This window comes from Fretibacterium fastidiosum (assembly GCF_964642095.1).
In the GTDB taxonomy this organism is placed as follows: domain Bacteria; phylum Synergistota; class Synergistia; order Synergistales; family Aminobacteriaceae; genus Fretibacterium; species Fretibacterium fastidiosum.
Genome location: NZ_OZ209244.1, coordinates 850,464 through 868,246, shown reverse-complemented (window position 1 = coordinate 868,246; position 17,783 = coordinate 850,464). Strand labels below are relative to the sequence as shown.

The window sequence follows — 17,783 nt, the reverse complement described above, 5'->3', positions numbered from 1 at the left end:
AAGGGAAAGAAAGGCCCCCCTGCAAGGGGGGCTGCCCCGAAGGGGCTGGGGGGTGTTGAGTAGGCTAAGAGCAAACCCCTCCGCCGCCCTTGGCGGCACCTCCCCTTTCAGGGGAGGCAATCCACATTAGACGCGATTTGGTGTGAATCCCGCTTCATTATACAGGATGCGCGGAGTGCGAAGCGGGGCGGCGCGCAAGACGAAAAAGGGAGGGGCGAACCGTGCCGGTCCGCCCCTCCTTGTTACCTCCGCGGCGTGGAGCCGTCAGGCGCCCTTCTTGAGGGACTTGTAGTAGTTGGCGGAGCGGTGGACGCCGAAGAAGATGGAGAACAGGACGAGAGCGAAGACGAGGCCGATCCCGTAGGAGAGCTGAACGCCGTCCACCGTCACGCCGCACAGGGTAAGCCCCTCGCTGAACTTCGTGGCGAAGCCCAGGCACTCCGGGGCGAAGCAGAAGTAGGTGGAGCTCACCGCGGACATGAACGTGGCGGGAATGGCGGCCATGAAGCCACTGACGGGGGAGACGTTCCGGCACAGGTAGACGGCGCCCGCCCAGAGCGCGATCATGGCCAGCGTCTGGTTGGACCAGGAGAAGTAGCGCCACACGATGCCGTAATCGACGAAGGAGATGGCGTAGCCGATCAGGAGCAGCGGCAGGGCCAGCATCAGGCGCGGCTTGATGGCCTTCTGGTCGATCTTGAACCAGTCGGCCAGCGTCAGGCGCGCGCTGCGGAACGCCGTGTCGCCGGACGTGATGGGGCAGGCCACGACGCCCAGCAGGGCCAGAATGCTGCCCATGGAGCCAAGGAGCCCCTTCGAGATGTCGTAGACGGTGGCGGAGTTTCCGCCCCTGGCCAGGAAGAGCCCCTCCGTGGTGATGGGGGAGCCGAAGGTGTTGTAGAAGGCGATGCCCGCGCTGGCCCAGATCAGGGCGATGATGCCCTCGGCGACCATGGCGCCGTAGAACACGAAGCGTCCCTGGCGCTCGCTGGTGAGGCAGCGCGCCATCATGGGCGACTGCGTGGCGTGGAATCCGGAGATGGCGCCGCAGGCTACCGTGATGAACATCAGGGGCCAGATGGGCGTCGTCGCACCCTTCGGGTGCATGTTATAGAGGCCGTCCCAGAGCTCGATCATCGGGTGCGTGCCGTTCAGGTGGTTCATCACCGTGGCGCCGCCGATGAGCACCGCCATGAGGATCAGGCAGAGGCCGAAGATTGGGTAGAACCGGCCGATGACCTTGTCGATGGGCAGGAGCGTCGCGAGGAAGTAGTAGACCAGGATGGCGATGGTGAGGTACTTCACCCACTCCGCCTCCGTCAGGCCGTACACCATCTCCGGCTCCGCGACGGGCTTCACCTCCTCAGCAGCCGCAGCTTCCGGCTTCGCTTCTTCGGTCGGCGCGGGCTTGGCCTCCTCGGCCGGGGTTTCCGGCTTCACTTCTTCGGCGGGAACGGGCTTGACCTCAGCGGCCGGGGCTTCCGGCTTTACTTCTTCGACAGGGGCGGGCTTGGCCTCCTCGGCCGGGGCCTCCGGCTTGGCTTCTTCGATGGGCGCGGGCTTGGCCTCCACTGGCACCTTGCCCTCATCGGCCTTCGGCGCTGCGGTCTTTTCGGCTTCAGTTTTGGGGGCTGCGACGGCGGGAGCCGCCTGGATGGAGACGGCAGCGGTCCGCGGCAGGTTGAAGTCCCTGCCGGCGCCCATGATCATGCGGCTCAGAAGCTGGGCCGGGCCGACCATGAAGACGACGCCGATCATCACCAGCAGCACCACGGAGAAGATGCGCATGACGGTCTTCATGGTGGGGCCAAGGTACATGCCCGTCAGCTCGGAGATGCTCGCGCCGTCGTTGCGCATGGAGAGCATCCCGCTCAGGTAGTCGTGGACGGCGCCGGCGAAGATCGTGCCGAGGACGATCCACAGGTACACCGAGGGCCCCCAGATGGCGCCGGAGAGCGCGCCGAAGATGGGGCCAAGGCCCGCGATGTTCAGAAGCTGGATCAGGAACGCGCGCCAGATGGGGAGCGGGACGTAGTCCACGCCGTCCGGGTGAACCTGGCAGGGCGTCCTACGGTCGTCCGGCTTGAACACCAACGTCACGAAGAGCCCGTAGGTGCAGTAGCCGACGATCAGAGCGGCCAGTGCGACGAAAAACGTGATCATGACAAAACCCCCTATATAATAAATGATAGTGTTGAGATGGTGTTGAGGTGCGCAAAACAACCACTTATAGTTTAATCCATTCGCGGCTTAGCGCAAGGTGCCGCGCAAAATCCGCGGAGGTGCCTGACGGAGTGAGGTGGAGGGGCTGCCTTTGGCCCTGCCGACACCCCCTGCGCGTTTGGAGAGCGCCGCCGTGCGGGGACCACGATATTCGTCCGCTTCGTTTATTTCGTTTATAATGATGGGCGGAGCGCGCCCCTTGCGGCGCGCGTCGGCCGGAGACGAAGGGAGATCGTTTGATGAGGCATTGTACACGTTTGAGGTCCGTCCTGGCGGCTGCGGTGCTCCTCGCGCTCGCCGCGGGGGGCTGCGCCCCGGCGTCGGCGGTTGAGGTCGTGCAGGACGTCGAGGTCCATCGCGTGATGGGACGCCTCTGCGCTCTGGCCCTTGTGGTGAACCTGTGCCAGGCTGAGTCGGGGCGTGCGGAGCTCCCCGCGACGGCCCGGATCAAGGGGTGCTTTGAGGACGCCGGGTCGGAGTGGCTGGACTCCGTGCAGGTGGTCGCCGCAGGGCAGGCCTGGTGGGTCGGCGTGCCCGTGGACCGCTACTCCGGCGCAAGGCGCTTCCTGCGGACGGAGGCCCCGGAGCTTGGCGTGATGGAGGCGCCGGGCGGGAGCCCGTGGCTTGGAGGTCCCATGGCGTGGCTTCGGGCGGCGAGCGTCGTGCCGGAGGGCAAGGGGTTCGTCACAAGGGCCCTTCCCCTGTCCGCCGCTGTCGGCGCGGGGGAGGACGCGGACCGCCTCTTCTTGAGCCCGGACGGCGAGCGCTGGTGGATGAGCCCGGACCTGCGGGAGGACCGCCGCCCCTCGGTACTCGACCGGTGGGGCCTCCAGCCCGCGCCGGAGCTTCACGCTCCCGTCGCCGTGGCGGGGGGCGGCGAGGAGTTCCGGGCCTCCCCCGTCGGCCTGCCGGAGGACATGCACGTGGGAAGCGCGCGGAGCGACGACCTCTCCATCGGGGCGGGGGACGTGATCTTCAACCCCATCCCAAGGGTGAGGACGGAGTGAGCGTGCCCTCAGGGTAAAAGGACCTGCATAAAACTGAATTTTGTAGTAGAATCTAAGGACAGAGTTTGTATTTTTCGCACAACGGTCGGACCTCTTGAGGACAACGGCCCCCTGTGGGGGCATAAGACGTTCGCCGCGGCGGACGAGAGCACATCACACGACAACGGGAGGGGTTTCTGAATGAAGAAGTGGGCTTTATGCGTCGGTACGGTTCTGGTGCTGGGGCTTGCCGTCTCGGCCATGGCTGCGGACGTGCTGGTGGGCGCGTGCATCTACAAGTTCGACGACACGTTCATGACGGGCGTTCGCAACGCCATGAACGCGGAGATGAAGGAGCACAGCGGCTCGCTTGAGATCGTGGACTCCCAGAACCGCCAGCCGGACCAGAACAACCAGGTGGACACCTACATCACGAAGGGCGTCAACGCGCTGATCGTGAACCCGGTGGACCGCACGGCGGCTGCACCCCTGATGCTCAAGGCGAAGGCGGAGGGGCTCCCCATCGTCTTCGTGAACCGCGAGCCTCAGGAGGAGGTCATGAAGAGCTACGACAAGACCTGGTACGTCGGGGCCAAGGCCGAGGAGTCCGGCACGCTGTCCGGCCAGATCATCGCGGACTACTTCAAGGCGAACAAGGCCGCGGACAAAAACGGAGACGGCAAGATTCAGTACATCATGATCCGCGGCGAGCAGGGACACCAGGACGCCACGCTCCGCACCGAGTACTCGGTCAAGGCCATGAAGGACAGCGGCTTTGAGCTGGAGGAGCTGGGCAGCGACACGGCGAACTGGGACAAGGTGCAGGGCGCCAACAAGATGAGCGGCTTCATCTCCGCCGTGGGGCTGGACAGGATCGAGGCCGTGCTGGCGAACAACGACGACATGGCGCTCGGCGCCATCGAGGCCCTGAAGGCCGAGGGATACAACGCGGGCGACCCTGCGAAGTTCGTCCCGGTGGTGGGCGTGGACGCCACGGCGCCGGCCCTTGAGGCGATGAAGGACGGCTCCATGCTGGGGACGGTCCTGAACGACGCCGTGAACCAGGGCAAGGCCGCGGTGCGCGTCGCCGTGGCCGCTGCGGAGGGCCGGGAGGTGACGAAGGAGTCCATCGGCTACGACGTCACGGACGAAAGGTACATCTGGATCCCCTATCGGAAGGTGACGTCGGAGAACTACAAGGAGTTCATGTAGGCCTGCCGTCCTTCCGGCGTTGAAGGCGTTGCGGTAATTTCCGTGCCCCTGTCGGCCTCCGTCGGCGGGGGCGTTTCCTTAAGAGGGGCTCTTGACGCGATGACGTAAGGGGGAGAACCAATGAGCGAATATGTCCTAGAGATGAAGGAGATCACCAAGACGTTTCCCGGGGTGAAGGCCCTGGACAGGGTCTCGCTCAACGTGCGGCCCGGAACGGTCCACGCGCTGATGGGGGAGAACGGGGCGGGCAAGTCCACGCTGATGAAGTGCCTGTTCGGCATCTACTCCCCGGACGGCGGCGAGATCCTCCTGGACGGGACGCCGGTGCGGATCAACTCGGCCCGCGAGGCCATGGACGACGGCATCTCCATGATCCATCAGGAGCTCCACCCCATCCGGTTCCGCCCCGTCATGGAGAACGTCTGGCTGGGGCGCTTTCCATCAACCTTCGGCGTGGTGGACCACAAGGCGATGTACGACAGGACGCTGGCCCTGTTCAAGGACCTGGAGCTGGACGTGGACCCCGCCGCGCAGGCCGGCAGCCTGTCGGCGGCGAAGCTCCAGATGATGGAGATCGCGCGGGCCGTCAGCACGAACGCGCGCATCATCATCATGGACGAGCCCACCTCCTCCCTGACGGACCGGGAGACGGAACACCTCTTCAAGATCATCAACCGGCTGCGAAAGCAGAACATCGCCATCATCTACATCTCGCACAAGATGGAGGAAATCCTCCAGATCGCCGACGAGGTCTCCATCATGCGCGACGGGCACTACATCGGGACCTGGCCCGCCAGCGAGCTGACCATGGACGGCATCATCCAGCGCATGGTGGGGCGCGAGATGACGGACCGCTTCCCGCCGAAACTCGTCGCGCCGTCGGAGGAGCTGGTGCTGAAGGTGGAGCACCTGTCCTCGCCCCTGAAGAGCTCCTTTCAGGACATCTCCTTTGAGCTGCGGCGGGGGGAGATCCTGGGCATCGGCGGCCTGGTGGGGGCCCAGCGGACGGAGTTCGTGGAGGCGCTCTTCGGGCTTCGCGACGTCGCCTCCGGCACGGTGCTGAAGGACGGAGAGCCCTCCCTGTCCCACTCCCCGCGCGAGGCCAAGGCCCACGGGCTGGCCCTGCTGACGGAGGAACGGCGGGCCACGGGCATCTTCGGCATCCTGCCGGTGCTGGAGAACACGGTGATCGCGAACCAGAAGCACTACGCGCACCTCGGCGTGCTGAACGACCGCGAGCGGATCGAGGCGGCGTCGGAGTCCTGCGGCGAGCTCAACGTCAAGACGCCCTCCCTGGACACCCTCATCCAGAACCTTTCGGGAGGCAACCAGCAGAAGGTGCTCATCGCCCGCTGGCTCCTGACGAACTCGGACGTCCTGATCCTGGACGAGCCCACGCGGGGCATCGACGTGGGGGCGAAGTACGAGATCTACACCATCATGCTGAGCCAGATCGCCCAGGGAAAGTCCATCATCATGATCTCCTCGGAGATGCCGGAGCTCATGGGCATGTCCGACCGCATCATGGTGATGTGCGCGGGGCGCGTCACGGGGATGCTGAACCGGGACCAGTTCGATCAGGTCGAGATCATGCGCCTGGCGACGCAGTTTTCAAAGTAGGGGCGACCGAACGGCCCGCTTGAACACATATCGATTTCGGGAGGTTTATCGAAATGGCGGAAAGACGAATCACACGCGAGAAGTACAACCATTTCCTGCGGACTTCGGGCGCATCCGTCCTGATCCTTGGCGTCATCCTGAAGGCCGTTCAGGCCGTCCCCGCCCTGAGCGGGATCAAGGAGGCCCTGTCGCTGAAGAGCGTCTACGACCTGCCCGTCTTCCTGATGATCATCGGCGCCGTGGTGGCGCTGAAGGGAGTAGTGGCCGCGCGGGGGCGCGGCGCCGAGGGGGAGGCGGAGGACGTGGTGCTGTCCCGCAAGTCCTTCGGCGCCTTCCTGACGAACTACGCCATCCTGCTGGCCATGCTGGTCCTGGTGGTGGTCATCTGCGTCATCCAGCCGCGCTTCATGCAGGTGCGCGTGGCGCTTGACGTCCTGACGCAGTCCTCGACGCGCCTCATCATCGCCCTGGGCATCTGCTTCACGCTCCTGATCGCGGGCACGGACCTCTCCGCAGGCCGCATGGTGGGGCTGGCGGCGGTCGTCTCCACCTCCATGCTGCAGACCTCGGCCTACGCCAACCGCTTCTTTCCGGACCTGCCGCAGGTCAGCGTCTGGCTTCCCATCCTCCTGGCGGTGCTGGCCTGCATGGCCTTCGGCGCGCTGAACGGGTTTCTGGTGGCCAAGTACGACATGCACCCCTTCATCGCCACCCTGGCGACGCAGGTCATCATCTACGGCGCCTGTTCCCTCTACTTCGACATGCCGCCCAACAACTCCCAGCCCATCGGCGGCATCCGGCCCGACTTCACGGCCCTGGGGCAGATGAAGGTCTTCGCCAGCTCCGAGCCGGGCGGCTTTCCGGGGATATCCATCCTGATCCCCATCGCGGCGGTGATCTGCGTCCTCATCTGGTTCATCCTGAACAAGACCGTGTTCGGAAAGAACGTCTACGCCATCGGCGGCAACCGGGAGGCGGCCGTGGTGGCGGGCATCAGCGTCTTCCGCAACATCATGGGCATCTTCATCCTGGCCTCGTGCCTCTACGGCATCGCGGGGGTCCTCGAGGCGGCGCGCACGGCGGGCGCCACCAACAACTACGGCAACGGCTACGAGCTGGACGCCATCGCGGCCTGCGTGGTGGGCGGTGTCTCCCTGAACGGCGGCATCGGGCGCGTCAGCGGCATCGTGTCGGGCGTCCTCATCTTCACGATCATTCAATACGGCCTGCAGTTCGTCAACGTCTCCCCCATGTGGCAGCAGGTCATCAAGGGCGTGATCATCGCCGCGGCCGTGGCCATCGACATGACGAAGTACCGCAGAAGGTAGGGAACGTCATGGAAGGCCTCAGCATGGAGTCGCTCTACCGGCACGTCGGCACGGAGGAGCAGGTCTACGGCGTCCGGCGCCTCATCCTCGACGAGGGGAACGCCAGGGGCGCGGCGGTGTACCAGGTGAGCACCGCCGGAGGCCTGGACTTCGACGTCCTGCCGGACAGCGGCCTGGACGTTGGCCGGCTGCGCTGGCGCGGCGTCAACGTCAACTACATGACGAAGAACGGCTACGACGCGCCCTCCCGCTTCCTGCCCGTCCCGGACAACTTCGACCACACCTTTCCCGGCGGGATGATGTACACCTGCGGGCTGCTCTCCGTGGGACCCCAGTGTCGGGACGAGGAGGGGGACGGGGAGTTCCACCCCCTCCACGGTCGCTACCACGGGCAGAGCGCGCGGGGGCTCTCGGCCTCCGCGGAGGGGGGCGTCATCCGCGTGTCCGGCACGGTGAGGGAGACGGAGCAGTGGCGCCACAACCTGTCGCTGAAGCGCGTCATCACGGCGCCGGCCTGGGGCAGCGAGCTCCTGGTCGAGGACGAGGTCACGAACCTGACGCCGCAGCCCGTCGAGTACGCGCTGCTCTACCACTGCAACTTCGGCTGGCCCCTGCTGGACGCGGACGCGACGCTCGAGCTGCCGGAGGACCGAAAGGTCACCCCGCGCTCGCCCTGGGCCGAGGCGGGGCTGGCGGACCAGTGCCGCTGCACCGCGCCCATCGACGGCGAGGAGGAGCGCGTCTACTTCAACGAGGTGCGCCCCGCCGGGGAGGACCCCAGGGCCCGCCTGATCAACCGGCGGCTCGGGATCGGTGCCGAGCTCTCCTGGTCCCTGGACACGCTGCCCATCCTCTCCCAGTGGAAGTGCATGAGGAGCGGGGAGTACGTCCTGGCCCTCGAACCCTCCACCTGCTACACGATGGGGCGCCTCGAGGAGCGCCGCCACGGGTCCATGCGGACGCTGGCCCCCTTCGCCTCCGTCCGGACGCGCGTGAGGCTGCGCTTTTTCGACCCTGAGGATTAGGGGGTGGGATCATGCAGGGCATTCGTGACATGTACGGGAGGATGCTCTCCCGATTTCAGGAGCTCTTCGGAACCGGCGGCGGGGCTCCGGCGCTCTTCCGCTCGCCGGGGCGCGTGAACCTCATCGGCGAACACACGGACTACAACGGCGGGCACGTGTTCCCCTGCGCCATCTCCCTGGGGATCTGGGCCCTTGCGGCGCCCCGGCAGGGGACGGACTTGGTGCGGCTCCACTCCATGAACTTTGAGGAAGCCGGGACGACCGAGGCGCCGGCCCGCGGTCTGGAGTACCGGCAGGAGCGGGGCTGGGCCAACTATCCCCTGGGGGTTCTCCGGGTGCTGGAGGAGGCTGGGCATCCGCTGCCTGCGGGGCTGGACCTCCTGTTCTGGGGGGACCTGCCGGGAGGTGCGGGGCTGTCCTCCTCCGCCTCCATCGAGGTGCTGACGGCCCGCGTCGCGGACGGCCTGTTCGGAATGGGGCTCCAGGGCGTCGAGACGGCGCTTCTGGCCCAGAGGGCGGAGAACGACTTCGTGGGCATGAAGTGCGGCATCATGGACCAGTTCGCCATCACCATGGGCAGGCGGAACTGCGCCGTATTCCTGGACTGCAGGACGCTCGACTTCAAGCTCGTGCCCCTGAACCTGGACGGGTTTCGCATCGTCATCAGCAACACCAACAAGCCCCACGCCCTGGCCGGGTCGGAGTACAACCTGCGGCGGGCCCAGTGCGAGGCCGCGCTGGAGGACCTGCGTCGCGTGCGGCCCGTCAAGGCCCTTGGGGAGCTGACGGAGCCGGGGTTCAAGTATCTGTCGGGCGTGATCCGCAACCCCGTGAACCTGCGGCGCGCCCGCCACGCCGTCACGGAGAACCAGCGCACCCTTCACGCCCTCGCGGCCCTGGAGATGTCGGACCTGGCGTTGTTCGGGCGGCTGATGAACCAGTCCCACGTCTCGCTGCGGGACGACTACGAGGTGTCCTGCCCGGAGTTGGATGCGCTGGTGGAGCTGGCCTGGCGGCAGCCCGGCGTGGTCGGCTCGCGCATGACGGGGGGCGGCTTCGGGGGCTGCACGGTCAGCATCGTGGAGGCCCCGTGCGTGGAGGCCTTCGTCCGGGACGTGGGAGCCGGCTATGCGAAGGCCACGGGCCTGCGCGCCGACTTCTACGAGGTGGACGCGGCGGACGGCGCGGGGCGGATGGAGCGTCCCTGACGCTTTTGCCTGTGGGAAGGACGGGTGGATGACATGGCGATTCTGGTCTGCGGAGGGGCCGGCTACATCGGCTCCCACAACGTGCGCGCCCTGCTGGACCGCGGCTCTGAAGCCGTGGTGGTGGACAACCTGTGGACGGGACACCGGCCGGCGGTCCCCGACGGGGTCCCCTTCTACGAGGGGGACGTCCGCGACGCGGCCCTGATGGACAGGATATTCTCGGAGCATAAGATCGAGGCGGTGCTGCACTTCTGCGCCTGCTCCCTGGTGGGGGAGAGCGTGGAGAAGCCCCTCTTGTACTTCGCGAACAACGTGGGAGGGATGCAGTCCCTGCTGGAGGCTATGGTGCGCCACGGGCTGCGTCAGATCGTGTTTTCGTCCTCGGCGGCCGTGTACGGCGAGCCGAGCCGCGTGCCCATCCTCGAGGACGACGAGACGAAGCCCACGAACCCCTACGGCGAGACGAAGCGCGTGATGGAGCGCATGATGCATTGGGTCGGGGAGCGGCACGGCATCCGTTACGTGTCCCTGCGGTACTTCAACGTGGCGGGGGCGTGGCACGACGGGAGCCTGGGCGAGGACCACCGGAACGAGACGCACCTGGTGCCCATCATCCTTCAGGTGCCGCTGGGGCGGCGGGACTGCGTCACGGTGTTCGGCGACGACTACCCGACGCCGGACGGGACCTGCATCCGGGACTACGTCTATATCGAGGATCTGGCTCAGGCGCACCTGATGGCGCTGGACTACCTGGCGAAGGGCGGCGAGAGCCGGATCCTGAACCTGGGCAGCGGCGACGGCTACTCCGTGATGGAGATGATCAACGCTGCCCGGAGGGCCACGGGGCGGGACATCCCCGTGAAGGTGGGGCCCCGCCGCGCGGGGGACCCGGCGCGGCTGGTGGCGGACAGCGCCCTGGCCGGAAGGGTTTTGGGCTGGCGGCCCCAGGTAACCTCCATGGAGGACATCATCGCCTCGGCCTGGCACTGGCACAGCGCCCATCCTCAGGGCTGGGGGAATTAGCCATGCCGGCAGCGGACGTGGACGTCAACCGCGAGCTGAACCGGCTGGTGCGCTTCGCCCTCCTGCAGGGGCTGATCGAGGCGGAGGACGCCGTCTGGGCCGCCAACGGCCTCATCGGGGAGCTGGGCCTCCCAGACCTGCGGGCGGAGCCCGTCGCGGACGACCTGCTTCCGGGGGCGTCGCCGGACGGCATCCTGGAGCGCATCCTGGACTGGGCGGAGGCTGCGGGGATCATCGAGGGCGGCCCGGAGGAACGGGATCTGCTGGACACGCGACTGATGGGCGTCCTGACGCCGCGCCCCTCGGACGTCGTCGAGAGGTTCCGCGCCCTGTCCCGGACCTCCCCCCGCAGGGCGACGGACTACTTCTACGGGCTGGGCGTCGCCTCGAACTACGTCCGCTCGGCCCGCACGGCGCGGAACATTCGGTGGCGGACGGGGACGGACTTCGGGGAGCTGGACGTCACCATCAACCTGTCGAAGCCGGAGAAGGACCCGCGGGACATCGCCAGGGCGGGGAAGGCCCCCGCGACGGGCTATCCGCGGTGCCTCCTGTGCCGTGAGAACGAGGGCTTCTTCGGCCATCCGGGGCACCCGGCGCGGCAGAACCTGCGCCTGATCCCCCTGGACCTTCGGCAGGGTCAGAGCTGGTTCCTGCAGTACTCGCCCTACAGCTACTACGACGAGCACTGCATCGTCCTGAACGGAGAGCACGTCCCCATGGCCATCACGCGGGAGACCTTCGAGAACCTGCTGCGGTTCCTGGACCTCTTCCCGCACTACTTCGTGGGGTCCAACGCGGACCTGCCCATCGTGGGCGGCTCCATCCTGTCCCACGACCACTACCAGGGCGGCCGCTTCGTCTTCGCGCTGGACCGGGCGCAGGTGGAGCGGGACTACCCGGCGCGGAGCGGCGTCGCCATGGGGCGCGTCAACTGGCCCATGTCCGTGCTGCGCCTCGCCTCCCGCGAGGCCGCGCCGTTGATCGACGCGGCCTGCGGCGTCCTGGAGGCCTGGCGGGGCTGGAGCGCTCCGGAGGTGGGCGTGCTGTCCCGGACGGGGGATGTGCCCCACAACACCGTCACGCCCATCGCACGGCGGCGGGACGGGCGCTACGAGCTGGACCTGGTCCTGCGCAACAATCGCACGAGCCCGGAGCACCCCCTGGGGATATTCCACCCCCACGCGGACGTGCAGCACATCAAGAAGGAGAACATCGGTCTCATCGAGGTGCTGGGCCTGGCCATCCTGCCCCCGCGCCTGAAGTGGGCCCTGTCGGAGCTGGCGGAGGCCTGGCTTCGGGGCGAGGTGGACCTCGCCGCCCACCCGGCTCTGGCGGCGCACGACCCCTGGTATCGGGGCCTGCGGGAGCGCCATGTGGGTCTGGAGGCGGAGGCGGTGCCGGGCATGTTCCGCGACGAGGTGGGCCGCGTGTTTGCGCGGGTCCTCAGCGACTGCGGGGTCTTCAAGCGGGACGACGCCGGGCTGGAGGCCTTCGACCAGTTCGCTGCAGCGCTTTAGGCGTCCCTTGGGGGAGAGCGTCGGAGTCGCCGGCGCTCTCCCCGATTTACTTTGTGTTTTCAGGTATAGGCGTTTGCCCTTCGGATGTGTCATAATAAAGGGACTTTTTTGCGGGCCCTTCCACGCCTGCGGGCAGGGAAGGGATTTTTTGGTTGGCCTGTCCTGGAGGAGGGCTGGTCGTCTTATGGAGATCAAGGCCGTTTACGAGAAGATGCTGCCCCGCTTTCGCGAGCTGTTCGGAGAGGGGGAGCCGACGCTGTACTTTGCCCCAGGCCGCGTCAACCTGATCGGGGAGCACACGGACTACAACGGAGGGCACGTCCTGCCCTGCGCCATCTCCCTGGGGATATGGGCCCTTGCGGTCCGGCGGGAGGGGAACAGGGTCCGCGTGGGGTCCATGAACTTCGACGACAGACCGCCGACGGAGACGGGACGCAGCGGCATCGAGCTCCGCGTGGAGTGGGGCTGGGCCAACTACCCCCTGGGAATGTTGAGCACGCTGGAAGTGCACCGCTACCCCATCCCCTCCGGCCTGGACATCCTCTTCTGGGGTGAGCTGCCCGTCGGGGCGGGGCTTTCGTCCTCGGCCGCGCTGGAGGTGCTGACCGCCTGCGTCGTCAACGACCTGTTCGGCCTTCGCATCGACCGGCTGAACATGGCGATCATGGGGCAGGAAACGGAAAACCGGTTTATCGGAACCCAGTGCGGGATCATGGACCAGTTCGCCGTCAGCATGGGGCGGAAGGGCTGCGCCGTCCTGCTGAACTGCGCCGCCCTGACCCACCTCTACGTCCTCCTCTACAGCGGGGGCTATCAGATCGTGATCGCGGACACCAACAGGCGTCAGTCGGCAGGGCGCGAGGACTACAACCTGCGCTGCCGGCAGTGCGAGGCGGCCTGTGAGGCCATCCGCCGCGTACGCCCCATCCGGACGCTCTGCGAGCTGTCGGTGGAGGACTTCAACCGGCTGGAAAGCGAGATCCCGGACCCGGTGAACCGTCGGCGCGCCCGACACGCCGTCACGGAGAACCAGCGCACCCTGGACGCGGCCAGGGCCCTGAGCCTGGCGGACCTGCGCACCTTTGGCCTCCTGATGCGGGCCTCCCACCTGTCCCTGCGCGACGACTACGAGGTCACCTGCCCGGAGCTGGACGCGCTGGCGGAGCTGGCGTGGCGTCAGCCGGGGGTGATCGGCGCGCGCATGACGGGGGCGGGCTTCGGAGGCTGTACGGTCAACGTCGTGGAGCGGCATCTCGTGAGCCGCTTCATCCGTGACGTCGGCGCGGGCTACGAGTTGCAGATGGGCTGTGCCCCCAGGTTCTACGTGGCGGACGCAGCGGACGGCGCCGCGAAGGTCAGGTTGCCCAAATAGGCGGCAGAGCTGCGCCTCTGGCCTGCCTTTTGATCTTCAGCTGAGAAAAGGGGTTATTCAATTGAATTTCCTGGATCGCTTCTTCAACATCTCCGGGCGCGGCAGCAACCTTCAGACGGAGGTCGCCGCGGGGCTCACGACGTTCATGACGATGTCCTACATCCTGGTGGTCCACCCGTCCTTCATGGCAAACGGCGCGGGAATGGACCGCATGGCCTGCGTGGTGTCCATGGCGCTCGTGTGCGGCGCCGTCACCCTGTTCATGGGGCTCTACGCCAACCTGCCCTTTGCCCTGGCCACGGGCATGGGCGGCAACGCCTTCTTCGCCTTCACGCTGGTGAAGGACGGCATCGTCACGTGGCAGGTTGGGATGGGGATGGTGTTCCTGTCGGGGGTGGTCTTCGTCCTGCTGACGGTCCTCGGCATCCGCGAGGTCATCGTCAAGCTCATGCCGCGCTCCATCAAGCTGGCCATCGGTGCGGCGGTGGGCATCTTCATCGCGCAGCTGGGGTTGAAGAGCGCCGGGATCCTGGTCGTTGACAAGGCCATGCGGTTCGGCGACCTGCACAGCGCGGGGACGCTGCTCTCCGTCATCGGGCTCTTCATCGTGACGGCCTTCATGTCCTTCCGGGTGCGCGGGGCGCTCTTGTGGAGCATCGTCCTCACCTCCATCATCGGCATCCCCATGGGCATCACGAAGCTGCCCGCCGCCTGGGTCGCCATGCCGGTGAGCCTGGAGCCGCTGTTCCTGAAGCTCGACGTCCTGGGAGCGCTGCACTGGCAGTACATTCCCTTCATGTTCACCTTCTTCGTGGGGGACTTCTTCTCGACGCTGGGCACGGTGCTGGGCGTCGGCGCGAAGGCCGGGCTCCTGGACGAGAACGGCGACCTGCCGGACATCGGCAAGCCCTTCCTGGTGGACGCCATCGGGACGGTGGTGGGCTCCATCTTCGGACTGACGACCGTCACGACCTTCGTGGAGTCGGCCGCGGGCGTGGAGGAGGGGGGCAAGACGGGCATGACGGCCATCGTCACGGCGCTCTGCTTCTTCGCCATGCTGCTGTTCGTCCCGCTGATCTCCTGCGTGCCCTCCCAGGCGACGGCCCCCGTGCTGATCATCATCGGCCTGATGATGATGCCGGCCGTCCAGGGCATCAACTTCAAGGACTTCACGGAGTCCTTCCCCGCCTTCATGACCATCCTGATGACGGCCTACCTGGGGCTGGCCAACGGCATCAGTTCGGGCATCCTGTGCTACACTGCGGCGAAGGTGCTCTCCGGCCGCGGCCGCGAGCTGCACTGGGGCACGTACCTGCTGTGCGTTCCCCTGATCGCGTACTTCCTGAACCTGTAGCGCCGGCTGCGAACGCACGACAGCGCTTTGAGATAAGACTTCGGTAACGACGGTAACGATTTCGGAGGCAGTCATGCAAATTCATCCAAAGGATCGGGGGCGGCTGGTGGATGCGGCGATGGGGCGTATCCCCTGCGACCTCCTCATCCACAACGTCAAGCTCTTCAACGTGTTTACCTGGGAGACCTACGAGGCCGAGGTGGGGATCGTCGACGGCTTCATCGCGTGCGTCTCCTCGGACCCGGACGGCGAAGGGGGCCGCTTTGAGATCGAGGCCCGCGAACGCTACGACGGACGAGGGCAGTTCCTGATCCCCGGCTTCATCGACAGCCACCTGCACATCGAGAGCAGCATGATGACGCCGGCCCACATGGCGGAGGCCGTGCTGCCCATGGGGACGACGACCCTCATCACGGACCCCCACGAGGTGGCCAACGTCGGCGGCGTGGAGGCGGTGGCCTACATGCTGGCGGCCAGTGAGGACCTGCCCATGCGGTTCTACGTGCTCACGCCCTCCTGCGTCCCCTCCGCGCCCGGTCTGGAGAACGCTGGAGCCTCCTTTGGGGCGGCGGAGGTGGAGCGCCTGATGGCCCACCCCAGGGTGCTGGGCGTCGCGGAGCTGATGGACTACCCTGGCGTGCTGTCCAACAGCAGCCGGATGCGGGCCATCATGGGGGCCTGCGAGAAACGGGGCGGCTTCATGCAGGGACATGCGCCCTTCCTTTCGGGGCGGGACCTGAACGCCTACCTGGCGGCCGGCGTGCGGAGCGACCACGAGACCCGTACGGGCCGTGAGGCCAGGGAGAAACTGCGGCTCGGCATGAACGTGGACATGCGCGAGAGCTCGATGTCCATGAACGTCGAGGCCATCGTCCCCGCCGTCCTGGACTTCCGCTCCCTCACGAACCTGTCCCTCTGCACGGACGACCTGGAGCCGGAGGACATCCTGACCACGGGGCACGTCAGCCGCGTCGCCGCCAGTGCGGTGCGGTGCGGAATGTCACCGGAGCAGGCCGTCGTCTGCGGGACGCTCAACGCCGCGCGGGAGATCGGCATCACGAACCTGGGGGCCGTAGCCCCCGGCTTCGCCGCGGACCTTCAGATCGTGCCGGAGCTGGCCTGTCCCAGGCCCAGCGCCGTGTTCGCTGCGGGGCGCTGCGTCGCGGAGGACGGGCGTCTCACCCTCGCCATCGAGCCCCGCTCCTTCCCCCAGGAAAAGGTCAACACCGTCCGACTGAGGCACCCCGGCGTGGAGGACCTCAAAATTCGTGCGGAGGGGGACGCCGCGCGAGTGCGGGTCGTACGCTACGCGACCCCGAAGGGGACCACCACGGAGTTCGGCGTCGAACGCCTGCCCGTGCTGAACGGCTGCCTGAACCTGGGCGGCGACCCAGACCTGAAGTTCGTCGCCGTGCTGAACCGCCATGGACTGAACACGCGCTTCGTGGGCGTCGTTCGGGGCTTCGGAACGCAGCGGGGGGCCTACGGCGCCACGGTGTCCCACGACTGCCACAACCTGGTGGTGGTGTACGACACCCCGGAGGACGCGCTGGTCGTGATCGAGGCCCTCATCGAGTGCGGCGGAGGCAAGGTCGCTGCGCTGGACGGGCGGGTGATCGCCCGCTTGGAGCTGCCCATCTACGGCCTCATCTCCCGCCTCCCCGCGGCGGAGCTGGCGCGCGACATCGCGGACGTCAAGGCGACGCTGCGCAACAAGCTGGGCCTCGACGTGCCAAACCCGCTGATGCGCATCGTCTCCCTGGCCCTGCCGGTCATCCCCAAGGCGAAGTTCTCGGACCTGGGGTTGGTGGACGTGCTCCAGCAGAGGATCGTCCCGCTCTTCGTGGAGTGACCTGCGGCCAGGTGTCGGCGATAAGCACGAAGCAGGGGCCGTCCCTTTGGGGCGGCCCCTCTCTAGTACACTCGTTCTGTATGACAGATACGTATTTTTATGAATGACTCAGGCCCGATGGCCCGGCCGACGGAGACGCTATTCCTCCTCCAGCAGTCGGTTCTCCATGATCTGCTTTGCGGGGTCGAACTCGTCCGAGATCTGCAGGTAGTACTCCGCGCAGTCGATCAGGGCCTCCATGGGCAAAAGCCCGACGACCTCGCTCTCCACGACGCTGACGCCGTAGCGCCGGGCCTCCATCTTCACGGCCTCGAAGGCGCGGTACACCGCCGTCTTCTGATAGTTCACCAGGTTCATCGACACCTGCGCCATGTGCCTGTCGCTCAGGTCCACGCCGATGGCCTTGATGAAGCGATAGCCGCCGCTGAGGTTGCGGACCCGCTTGGCGATCCTGTCCGCGATCTCCAGGTCCGGCGTGCTCAGGTTGATGTTGAACGCCACGAGGGGCATCCGGGCGCCGACCGCCACCACGCCCGCCGTGGGGTGTATCCGCCCCGCGGGGCCGTAGTCCGGCGTCCACATCGCCGTGTCCTTCAGCTTCTCCGGCATCCCCTCGAACTGCCCCTTGCGGATGGAGGCCAGGTTCTGGCGGTGCGGCGCGGTGGCAGAGTCCTCGTAGAGGAAGACGGGAATCTGATAGCGGGACCCGACGGCCTCCCCCACCTCCTTCGCCAGGCGGTCCGCGTCCTCAACCGTCGTGCCGCGGCAGGGGATGAAGGGCACCACGTCCACGGCCCCCATCCGCGGGTGCTGGCCCTCGTGCTTCGTCAGGTCGATGAGCTCGACGGCCTTGCCGAAGGACGCCAGAACGGTCTCCTTCAGGGGCGCGGGCTCTCCGATGACGGTGACCACCAGCCGGTTGTGGTTGGGGTCCGTCTGGTAGTCCAGAAGCCGTACCCCTGCCTTGCCGCGGAAGCAGTCCACGATCTGCTCGATCTTCCCCGCGTCGCGCCCTTCGCTGTAGTTCGGCACACACTCGATAAGTTGTTTCATGTACAGT

The 17,783-nt window shown here is 66.8% G+C and carries 13 protein-coding genes; 11 read left to right on the top strand and 2 right to left on the bottom strand.

Annotation, left to right across the window (positions count from 1 at the left end; all coding sequences use genetic code 11):
- Positions 1-264: 264 nt before the first annotated feature.
- A complete protein-coding gene (locus ACK28C_RS03915) occupies positions 265-2,163 on the bottom strand; it encodes a carbon starvation protein A (RefSeq protein ID WP_015556024.1) in 1,899 nt (632 codons plus the stop codon).
- A 299-nt stretch (positions 2,164-2,462) separates the two neighbouring features.
- On the opposite strand from ACK28C_RS03915, the gene ACK28C_RS03910 reads away from it, so the two are divergent.
- From ACK28C_RS03910 to ACK28C_RS03860, 11 genes are all read left to right on the top strand, one after another.
- The gene (locus ACK28C_RS03910; protein WP_208872591.1) at positions 2,463-3,230 is read left to right on the top strand and encodes a hypothetical protein; all 768 of its coding nucleotides are present in this window, start codon (positions 2,463-2,465) and stop codon (positions 3,228-3,230) included.
- 180 nt (positions 3,231-3,410) lie between these two features.
- Positions 3,411-4,421: a galactose ABC transporter substrate-binding protein gene (locus ACK28C_RS03905; protein ID WP_015556025.1), complete on the top strand. Its 1,011-nt coding sequence runs from the start codon at positions 3,411-3,413 to the stop codon at positions 4,419-4,421.
- 120 nt (positions 4,422-4,541) lie between these two features.
- On the top strand, positions 4,542-6,041 hold the full coding sequence (locus ACK28C_RS03900; RefSeq protein ID WP_015556026.1) for a sugar ABC transporter ATP-binding protein: 1,500 nt from the start codon (positions 4,542-4,544) through the stop codon (positions 6,039-6,041).
- A gap of 53 nt (positions 6,042-6,094) precedes the next feature.
- Positions 6,095-7,369 (top strand): galactose/methyl galactoside ABC transporter permease MglC, encoded by a 1,275-nt coding sequence (gene mglC / locus ACK28C_RS03895; RefSeq protein WP_015556027.1) that lies wholly within the window; start codon positions 6,095-6,097, stop codon positions 7,367-7,369.
- Between the two features lie 8 nt (positions 7,370-7,377).
- Positions 7,378-8,394, top strand: coding sequence for an aldose 1-epimerase family protein (locus ACK28C_RS03890; RefSeq protein ID WP_015556028.1), 1,017 nt, complete (start codon positions 7,378-7,380; stop codon positions 8,392-8,394).
- 11 nt (positions 8,395-8,405) lie between these two features.
- Positions 8,406-9,602, top strand: a complete 1,197-nt coding sequence (locus ACK28C_RS03885; RefSeq protein WP_015556029.1) for a galactokinase — start codon at positions 8,406-8,408, stop codon at positions 9,600-9,602.
- Positions 9,603-9,635: 33 nt separating this feature from the next.
- On the top strand, positions 9,636-10,625 hold the full coding sequence (gene galE / locus ACK28C_RS03880; protein ID WP_015556030.1) for a UDP-glucose 4-epimerase GalE: 990 nt from the start codon (positions 9,636-9,638) through the stop codon (positions 10,623-10,625).
- A gap of 2 nt (positions 10,626-10,627) precedes the next feature.
- Positions 10,628-12,145, top strand: coding sequence for a UDP-glucose--hexose-1-phosphate uridylyltransferase (locus tag ACK28C_RS03875; RefSeq protein ID WP_409152464.1), 1,518 nt, complete (start codon positions 10,628-10,630; stop codon positions 12,143-12,145).
- 184 nt (positions 12,146-12,329) lie between these two features.
- Positions 12,330-13,517, top strand: coding sequence for a galactokinase (locus ACK28C_RS03870; protein WP_015556031.1), 1,188 nt, complete (start codon positions 12,330-12,332; stop codon positions 13,515-13,517).
- A gap of 61 nt (positions 13,518-13,578) precedes the next feature.
- Positions 13,579-14,871, top strand: coding sequence for an NCS2 family permease (locus tag ACK28C_RS03865; protein WP_243440562.1), 1,293 nt, complete (start codon positions 13,579-13,581; stop codon positions 14,869-14,871).
- A gap of 73 nt (positions 14,872-14,944) precedes the next feature.
- Positions 14,945-16,723 carry an adenine deaminase gene (locus ACK28C_RS03860; RefSeq protein ID WP_409152463.1) on the top strand — a complete coding sequence of 593 codons (1,779 nt, stop codon included), beginning with the start codon at positions 14,945-14,947 and terminating at the stop codon, positions 16,721-16,723.
- 138 nt (positions 16,724-16,861) lie between these two features.
- Here the strand turns inward: ACK28C_RS03860 and ftcD are convergent, their stop codons facing one another.
- The gene (ftcD, locus tag ACK28C_RS03855) at positions 16,862-17,776 is read right to left on the bottom strand and encodes a glutamate formimidoyltransferase (RefSeq protein ID WP_409151978.1); all 915 of its coding nucleotides are present in this window, start codon (positions 17,774-17,776) and stop codon (positions 16,862-16,864) included.
- Between the last annotated feature and the right edge of the window lie 7 nt (positions 17,777-17,783).

Excerpts from the sequence above, each read along its gene's own strand:
- ACK28C_RS03860 (WP_409152463.1), top strand. The coding sequence starts at position 14,945 with ATGCAAATTCATCCAAAGGATCGGGGGCGGCTGGTGGATGCGGCGATG.
- ACK28C_RS03875 (WP_409152464.1), top strand. The coding sequence starts at position 10,628 with ATGCCGGCAGCGGACGTGGACGTCAACCGCGAGCTGAACCGGCTGGTG.
- ftcD (WP_409151978.1), bottom strand. The coding sequence starts at position 17,776 with ATGAAACAACTTATCGAGTGTGTGCCGAACTACAGCGAAGGGCGCGAC.
- ACK28C_RS03870 (WP_015556031.1), top strand. The coding sequence starts at position 12,330 with ATGGAGATCAAGGCCGTTTACGAGAAGATGCTGCCCCGCTTTCGCGAG.
- mglC (WP_015556027.1), top strand. The coding sequence starts at position 6,095 with ATGGCGGAAAGACGAATCACACGCGAGAAGTACAACCATTTCCTGCGG.
- ACK28C_RS03915 (WP_015556024.1), bottom strand. The coding sequence starts at position 2,163 with ATGATCACGTTTTTCGTCGCACTGGCCGCTCTGATCGTCGGCTACTGC.
- galE (WP_015556030.1), top strand. The coding sequence starts at position 9,636 with ATGGCGATTCTGGTCTGCGGAGGGGCCGGCTACATCGGCTCCCACAAC.
- ACK28C_RS03910 (WP_208872591.1), top strand. The coding sequence starts at position 2,463 with ATGAGGCATTGTACACGTTTGAGGTCCGTCCTGGCGGCTGCGGTGCTC.
- ACK28C_RS03890 (WP_015556028.1), top strand. The coding sequence starts at position 7,378 with ATGGAAGGCCTCAGCATGGAGTCGCTCTACCGGCACGTCGGCACGGAG.
- ACK28C_RS03905 (WP_015556025.1), top strand. The coding sequence starts at position 3,411 with ATGAAGAAGTGGGCTTTATGCGTCGGTACGGTTCTGGTGCTGGGGCTT.
- ACK28C_RS03900 (WP_015556026.1), top strand. The coding sequence starts at position 4,542 with ATGAGCGAATATGTCCTAGAGATGAAGGAGATCACCAAGACGTTTCCC.
- ACK28C_RS03885 (WP_015556029.1), top strand. The coding sequence starts at position 8,406 with ATGCAGGGCATTCGTGACATGTACGGGAGGATGCTCTCCCGATTTCAG.